Origin of the sequence: Okeania sp. SIO2B3, from assembly GCF_010672525.1 — a bacterium.
Taxonomy (GTDB): domain Bacteria; phylum Cyanobacteriota; class Cyanobacteriia; order Cyanobacteriales; family Microcoleaceae; genus Okeania.
Genome location: NZ_JAAHGH010000186.1, coordinates 1 through 7,185 on the forward strand (window position 1 = coordinate 1; position 7,185 = coordinate 7,185).

The 7,185-nt window shown below is 33.8% G+C and carries 7 protein-coding genes and 1 pseudogene; 4 read left to right on the top strand and 4 right to left on the bottom strand.

The genetic code is table 11. The features are described from left to right. On the top strand, positions 1-399 hold a 399-nt coding region (locus F6K15_RS37005), incomplete at its 5' end, for a hypothetical protein (protein ID WP_293070995.1). 138 nt (positions 400-537) lie between these two features. Here F6K15_RS37005 and F6K15_RS37010 read toward each other — a convergent pair. Continuing rightward, positions 538-939, bottom strand: coding sequence for a hypothetical protein (locus F6K15_RS37010; RefSeq protein ID WP_293070997.1), 402 nt, complete (start codon positions 937-939; stop codon positions 538-540). 285 nt (positions 940-1,224) lie between these two features. Then, entirely contained in the window at positions 1,225-1,923 is a 699-nt protein-coding gene (locus F6K15_RS37015) for a hypothetical protein (RefSeq protein ID WP_293070999.1), read from the bottom strand. Between the two features lie 517 nt (positions 1,924-2,440). On the opposite strand from F6K15_RS37015, the pseudogene F6K15_RS37020 reads away from it, so the two are divergent. Further along, positions 2,441-2,674 (top strand): annotated as a pseudogene (locus tag F6K15_RS37020) (PD-(D/E)XK nuclease family transposase); the annotation flags it as partial. A gap of 19 nt (positions 2,675-2,693) precedes the next feature. Here the strand turns inward: F6K15_RS37020 and F6K15_RS37025 are convergent. After that, positions 2,694-3,914, bottom strand: a complete 1,221-nt coding sequence (locus F6K15_RS37025; RefSeq protein ID WP_293071001.1) for a transposase — start codon at positions 3,912-3,914, stop codon at positions 2,694-2,696. A 113-nt stretch (positions 3,915-4,027) separates the two neighbouring features. Here F6K15_RS37025 and F6K15_RS37030 point away from each other — a divergent pair, with 113 nt between their 5' ends. After that, a complete protein-coding gene (locus tag F6K15_RS37030) occupies positions 4,028-4,753 on the top strand; it encodes an Rpn family recombination-promoting nuclease/putative transposase (protein ID WP_363269518.1) in 726 nt (241 codons plus the stop codon). A 982-nt stretch (positions 4,754-5,735) separates the two neighbouring features. Here F6K15_RS37030 and F6K15_RS37035 read toward each other — a convergent pair. Then, positions 5,736-6,662 carry a hypothetical protein gene (locus F6K15_RS37035; protein WP_293071003.1) on the bottom strand — a complete coding sequence of 309 codons (927 nt, stop codon included), beginning with the start codon at positions 6,660-6,662 and terminating at the stop codon, positions 5,736-5,738. 72 nt (positions 6,663-6,734) lie between these two features. On the opposite strand from F6K15_RS37035, the gene F6K15_RS37040 reads away from it, so the two are divergent. Beyond that, a complete protein-coding gene (locus tag F6K15_RS37040; RefSeq protein ID WP_293071005.1) occupies positions 6,735-7,076 on the top strand; it encodes a hypothetical protein in 342 nt (113 codons plus the stop codon). Positions 7,077-7,185: the final 109 nt, after the last annotated feature.

Here is a 7,185-nt window from a genome sequence, read left to right on the forward strand (position 1 = left end):
AAGGAGATGGGATGTAGTCAAGGATGGGTTAGTAAGATATTCAAGAAATTAGGAGGTTATAAACGCGCTTTACAATTATTCCAGTGCCTAAATAATACTTTTTATAGGAGGTGGAATAATCCCCAAATGACTTTGGATGCGTTACCAGAGGATGCCAGGTGGGCAGCGGAGACTTTTTTCCCTTTAGAAGTGCAGGAACTCCTTAAAAATGAGGGTATCCCTGCTGAAGCCATCTCAACTCTGGACATAATTAAAGATGAATATAATCTGAATCTCCTGAATTATGTATCACTTGATACTATTTTGGATTTTATCCTGGGGTTAATACCGTATTTGCCCCAAGAGTATCAGGAAATTTTTGAGCAAGCCCTAGCACCACCGGAACCAATACCGATTTAATTGGCCCAAATTAGCTCAAAATTAAGCACCTACTGTAAGTAGGTTAGCTTTGCTTTGACAAACCTATAGTCAAAGCAGCAGCTATGAATCAGGAGTAAGTGGAAACAGCGCGGAGTTTGTCTGGCAACTTGTACAGTTTTAACTCCGCCATTGTCCTATTCCATTCCATAAGATATCGACATAGCGATGCCAAGATTTGGGCACAAAAGACCATAATAAATTATCGTACATCCCTTCCATTCCTTCATTTTCATAAAGTATTTTTCCAGCTTCTTTGATTTTGATATTATCCTCTTCTAACAATCCCGAATAAAATAAAATCCGAGCTCGGTCATAGTAATGATCCCGGTCGTAAAGCTTGAGTGCAATGACTTCCTGTAGTAAGGATGTCATAATTGATTCGGTTGTAGCTATTACCAAAAGCTCCTGATATCTTTTCTCGTTTAAATTGAATTTGCTCCGATATTCATTTAATAATTGAGTAGCTGTTTTGTCCTTGTTTTTTAAAATTTCTTCGATAGCTTCTTCAATGTTAACCATGTTTAGCCCCTCTTGTAAATCCGATTTATTTATATAGTAAGTAGGTAGGTTTAATTATCTGTGAAATAGCAATGGAGATTCACGCGCGGTGAGAACTAATTGAGAAGTTGCTTCTGGGGTTTTTCAGATTTTTGAAGAACATCCTCTCCTATATGGGAGAGCTAATTATTAATTGTTTTGGCACCTCGTCACATGAAAATTGTTAATTGCTGAAAAGTTACTCAACAAAGATATTTGCAACTGGTTTTCCCATGATTTTGAAATAATAGCTGAAGTTCTCTTTAACTAAGGATTTCCTTTCAAAATCAGCTCGGAACAACTCTTTGTAAGTGGGTTGGTGTGTGCTAGATCGTAAAAACTTCCCCAGGTAGAGAGATTTAGGTCATCTGGTAGTTCTTTGTTACCATTTGTACAATTATTATAAATTTTTTCTAACTGATGACTTATAGATAAGTCTGTAATATTTTCATCCCAATAATTAGGACAAGTCCTCAAACAAAGTTGACTAAAAATATAAGCTATATTCATAGCTTTTTGGTCTTCATGCTTAGGAAAAACACTGATTAGATGTGATTTTAAAGCCCCAGGAACTGTTCCCCAAACTTCTAGCTTATTATTGGCTTCAGTGACACTACCATAACTACAAAAATATCCTTTTTGAATTGGTTGAATTTGCACTACTAATATTTCATCAACAGTGTTTAAGTCTAAGTCATGTTCAAAAAAATTAGGGTAATCAGGTAATGTGAAATAATTATTTTCTTTCTTTATGATGCTTACTCCCCATGATACTTTTTGTTTGATTTCCAAATCTAACTGACATATAGCTGCTTGCACATATATTAAATTTTCTGGTCGAAAAACTGCTAAAGCTCCTTGCCAATTGTTTTTTAAAGTTTTGCTCACTAAATCCTTAATATTTATACCTTCTGAGTTACATTTTTGGCGTTTTCTTGCTGCACTCAACTTAGCTTGTTTGCCCATAATTTACTCCTATTTGTGTTGACTGATATCAATCCTACAGGTTCATCTCCAAAATATAAGGCGATCGCACACGCCATTAGATTTTACTAGCTATTTGCTACTACTAATAGTACTATCCATCCTATTTTTAATAGGACTTGTTCTATTTTATACTATTTATATAGTGTAACAAAAAATCTAAGAACTAATCAAATAAAAGTGAAGATGCCTTTACCACTCTAGACATGGATGGCACCATTCGTAAATCTAAGTGTACTTTATATTGACATTAACTATTTATGATTTTAATTACTAAATTAGTAGTAGATATATCCTGAAACAGTGGACTATTAATTGTTAATTATCTAATTGATATTGTCGGACATTCTCTCCTCAAGCTGTCTCTAAAAAATCGTAACATATTCCACCTTTAAATGTTATAATTCTGGTGTATAGCAGACAAATAAAGATGGCAGTCAATATAAAATCCGTACATCACTATTTTACAATGTTAATTATTAATTAGGAGAAAAATACTATGAAATTTGTTAGTCCTAAGATAGATTATGCTTTTAAAAAAATCTTCGGTTCGCAACAAAGTCAAGATATCTTAATTAGCTTTCTCAATGCCATAATTTATGGAGGGAAAAAAATTATTCAGTCTTTGACAATTGTTAATCCTTTTAATCCTGGTCAAATAATTTCATTAAAAGATACTTATTTGGATGTAAAAGCTGTTTTAGTTGATGGTTCTGTTGTAGTGAGTAAACTACCAAACATCAAATCAAAGATTATGATGCTGGCTTTTCGTAGCCCTCTAGCATATCCCATATAGTTAGTTGTCTGGGTACAAAATCAGAACTACTAACTTCACAAGATAGCCAGGAACCTCCAGGTTGGTTTACAGTCAACCCCAAAGCAGCTATATTTTTGGCACCATTATAATCAGCATCACCTGTCCATCCACAATGATTGCAATGATAATTCTTACCATTCCTATATGATTTACCTTTTGTAGGATGAATATGTAAACATTTGTGGCAAGTTTGACTGGTATATGCTGGATTAACTAATATTAGCTTTACTCCATTCAAAACGCATTTGTAAGTTAAGAGCATCCGAAACTGATAAAATGCCCAATTATTAGACAATCTTCTTTCTTTCTTAGTTCTACGTTGTTGATTAGTTCTAGCTCTAATATTAGTTAAATCTTCTATCGCAATTGCTGCCTTCTTAGTCGCTGCTTTTCTAACTAAAGAAGTTGTTATTTCGTGGTTAATATGTTTTTGAAAGCGTCGTTCTTGGCCCGATAACCGTTTCTGTAATTGCCGACATCTACGACGACTACTACGAGTGCCTTTCGTTGCTTTTTGTTGTAAAACTGCTCTCATTCTAGAATAGTGATTTCTCTTGCTTGTTATGTCTTTACCTGACCATGATTCCCCTGACGATGTTGTTGCAATATCTGTTCTACCCAAATCAATACCAATTACTTTATCTGTATCTGTTGGTTCAGGAGCAATGTTATTAATATGAATATTAATATAGTAACTACCATCTTTTCTTTTAGTCAATACAGCCGATTTAGACTTACTACCTTTTAATATTCCACGTTGATAATTACCTATCAATAATTCAATTTTAGTTCTTTTACTCAGTAGTTTTAAACTAACAATCCATTTCTTTGTATCTAAACTAAATGTTCTGCTATCATAATCTACTGATGTTGGACTAAAAGTTAACTCCTTTTTAAAATGATTAGTAATAGAAGTTTTTCTATTAGAACATACTCGTCTTATTGAATGAATTGTTGTTTGTGCTGACAACTGAAACTTTTCTCTAACTGTATCGTACATCAAGGCTTGCATTGCTACATTATTTGTCAATTTTTTGTCACTATTTTCGTGAACAAACTGACAAGCATTTGCATATTTTACCAAAGTTTTTTCTATCTCTTTTGCTAACTCTGGCTTGACCTTCAATTTACAGGATATAGTCGTTATCTGTTTCATAGCCTTATTATACGTCAAAAGGTGAAATAATAATAAGTAAACAGATATTAGCATTTATTATAAATTCCTCCCGGCACTAAATCAAAGATTATAATGCGGGACTCCTTTTAAATATAGTTGAAATGCAGGTTGCTAGAATGGCTGGTTTTAATAAACGAGTAGCTTATAACCTAGCTAAAGCTTATGCAAATCAATTAGAAACAGGAGAAGATTATCCTCTACTAAATCCGGCGATCGCTGTGACTATTACAGATTTTATTTTGTTTAAAGATACTGAGAATGTTATCAATGAATTCGTGTTTCAGGATAAGAAAAAAAAAATTGAATGTCTAGAAGAAGAATTACGACTATTTTTTGTAGAATTACCCAAGTTTAAGAAAAATTTGTCTGAGTTACATAGTTTGAGTGATAAATGGATTTATTTTCTGAAAGAGGCTACCAGATTGGATAGTATTCCAGAGAATTTAGGGGAAGTTTCTGAAATAGAAAAGGCTTTAAATATTGCTAATAAAATTAACATGACAGCGGAGGAGTTAGACATAGTTGAGCGTCGAGGAATAGCAATGCAAGATGAGAGAGGACGGATAACTTATGCGGAACAACAAGGGGAGCAAAGAGGAGAACAAAGAGGAGAACAAAGAGGGGAACAAAAAGGCCAACAAAGAGGGAGAGCGCAATTAATAATACGTTTAATTAAAAAGCGTTTTGGAGAAGTTTCGGAGGAAATAATTAGTCAAATTGAAGATTTATCTGTGGCAAATTTGGATAATTTAGGGGAAGATTTTTTAGACTTTAATAATTTGGAAGATTTGTTGAGTTGGTTACCGAATAATGAATAATGAATAATGAATAATTAATAATTAATAATGAATAATTAATAATTAATAATTAATAATTAATAGTTGATAATTAATAATTAATAATTAATAATTAATAGTTGATAATTAATAGTTGATAGTTCATAATTATTCATTCAACAATTCACGCCTTGAAGCCTCCCCTTTTAAGGGGATAAAATCAAAAAAAATCCTTTGAGTCAATCCTATCCGTTTTAAGAAGAGGTAATTATTAATTGTTAATTGTTAATTATTAATTGCTGAAAAAACGTATGTCAAGTCAGAGACTCTCTTATTAATTATCAATGCAACGACGAGTGATAATTATTAATTATTAATTGTTTGTTAATTATTCAGAACAGGTAATTATTAATTGTTAATTGTTAATTGTTAATTACTGAAAGGAACGATCTTGAACTACAGTAGGGATATATCAGCGCTCTTTGATCGCACACGCCAAAACCAGACTTCTTGTATCCCTAATTGTTGATAAAACTAGAGATATTAGTAGAGTTTTTTTGTATGAACGAACGCTTATACTCAGCTTCTACCCCAGCCATTTATACTTGCTGGGGAGGATAAAAAGTTTTACCGAAAAATTGGGTTTAAAGCCTCCCCCTAAAAGGGGGACTTTATGTTATGCTTAAAAAAGCGGAAAGGTATTCAACCGCTCTAAAAACCTATAGCTACCGTTCCTTGTAGCGTTTGCACCTTGAAAACTAGAGCTAGGGGGTTTTGTACAGGAATGCTTGTGCATGGAAAAGCTCTAAGCAACAAGTATCAGAGAACCAAAGTTTTTTTAAGGTTTAAACTGTACCGTAGGGCATAGGTCCACAGGCTCTTGAAATAGAGCGAACGCGCAGGCGTGAGAACCATCTCTGGACTAGATGCCGTAAGGTGTTTAGTTTAAGTGGACTCATTGAACCAAGAATCCTGGTTTCAGGAGAACCCCCGTGCGCTTACGCCGGGGAGTATGTCAATGCTACTATGCCTCACTGTCCTCGAAAGCGCTGTAATCTGCAAAGTAAAAGTAATCAGGACAATAATTATCTTCCGGCACACCTTCAGGCAAGCCCATGGGATGAACTGCACAAAAAATTCCATCATCTAAGAAAGTGGAAGATTGACATTTCAAGCAGAGTTCGTTTTGATGCGATCGCCTTTCTTTAGCGATTTTGCGTTTTTCAGCAAGACGCTTAGAATTAATTACAAATTTATCACGCTTTACTAACCATTCTGCATATTCTTCAGCATTAGCTTTAAGAAAATCTCGCACCCTGGAAATTTTATATAGCTTCATCATTGGTGAACGATGATAATGTGGATTTTCTAGGAATAAATCAGGCTTACCTAATTTATTCAACCATCCATCAGAAAGAGAATATTCTGACTTCAACCTGCCTTTTGTAATGTAGCAAAGACTGTCTCCAGGTTGTGTATCGCATTCATTGTAATAATAAAGCCAATAGCGATAGAACTCGCCGTCTTCTTTCTTCCACTCACGAGTCACAGCAACAGGTTCAGCCCCTTGTTTCGGCTCTAGCTTCTTTTGCCTCATCTCAACTTCAGAAATAGCATTCAATTCCTTGGGGATATTTGCAGAAGATTCGTAAGCTGGCGGGAGTAGGGGGTCTACGATTTCTGTATCTTTTAGGCTGTAGAGGTAGTTGCTGTAATCTCTGCGCTTGCTCTGACTAAAATCATTATAATCAGCATATGCTATAGGTTTTGCATTATCTTTGAGTCTGCGATTAATGCTGTAGAGATTTACTTCAAAATCCTCGCCCTCTTTGCGTTTTCTCACAGGCACACCAGGGCAATTATTTGTTCTTGGCTTACTCCCAAATACTCGTCCACAAACTTTGCAGCTTTTAGTATTTTTGTCATAATCATGGTAAGTAAATTTAGTCATAACTCAAGCTACTTCATAAATATGAGTTAAAAGTTTAGAAAAAGATGTAAAAAAAGTCAAAAAAGGATAAAAATGTATAAATCAGCAAAATGTATGGCAATTGAAAATTATATAGAAAGACTGTTTAAGAGTAGTTTTCATTGGATAGATTGGAGGATAACGGCCTCAAATATTGGAGAAAGACAAGATTATTATATGATATTTATAGACTGTAAAATATCATATTCATTCTTGAACATTTTTAAAATAGTGATTTTAAGGCAAGTAAATATATTCAGACTGCCTTATAGAAGTTTTGAACTTAAGTACTTCAAATATCAGTCTCTTCACGACATTAAACAGGATATTTATGATAAAATAAATGATGGTTTAAAATCAATGAATCTAGATATAATTAAAGAAGAATATAAATAACAAGATGGTTACGGCGTTTTTGTCGCTACACATTATTGTTTGGCAAAAGAATAGCTATATATAGTTGAGCAAAATCATAAAAAATGGAGAGAGTGAATATGGTGTCTAT

What these genes read in the sequence shown, in the direction of transcription:
- F6K15_RS37010 (WP_293070997.1), bottom strand. Translation starts at nt 939, where the DNA reads ATGGTTAACATTGAAGAAGCTATCGAAGAAATTTTAAAAAACAAGGAC.
- F6K15_RS37040 (WP_293071005.1), top strand. Translation starts at nt 6,735, where the DNA reads ATGTATAAATCAGCAAAATGTATGGCAATTGAAAATTATATAGAAAGA.
- F6K15_RS37035 (WP_293071003.1), bottom strand. Translation starts at nt 6,662, where the DNA reads ATGACTAAATTTACTTACCATGATTATGACAAAAATACTAAAAGCTGC.
- F6K15_RS37025 (WP_293071001.1), bottom strand. Translation starts at nt 3,914, where the DNA reads ATGAAACAGATAACGACTATATCCTGTAAATTGAAGGTCAAGCCAGAG.
- F6K15_RS37015 (WP_293070999.1), bottom strand. Translation starts at nt 1,923, where the DNA reads ATGGGCAAACAAGCTAAGTTGAGTGCAGCAAGAAAACGCCAAAAATGT.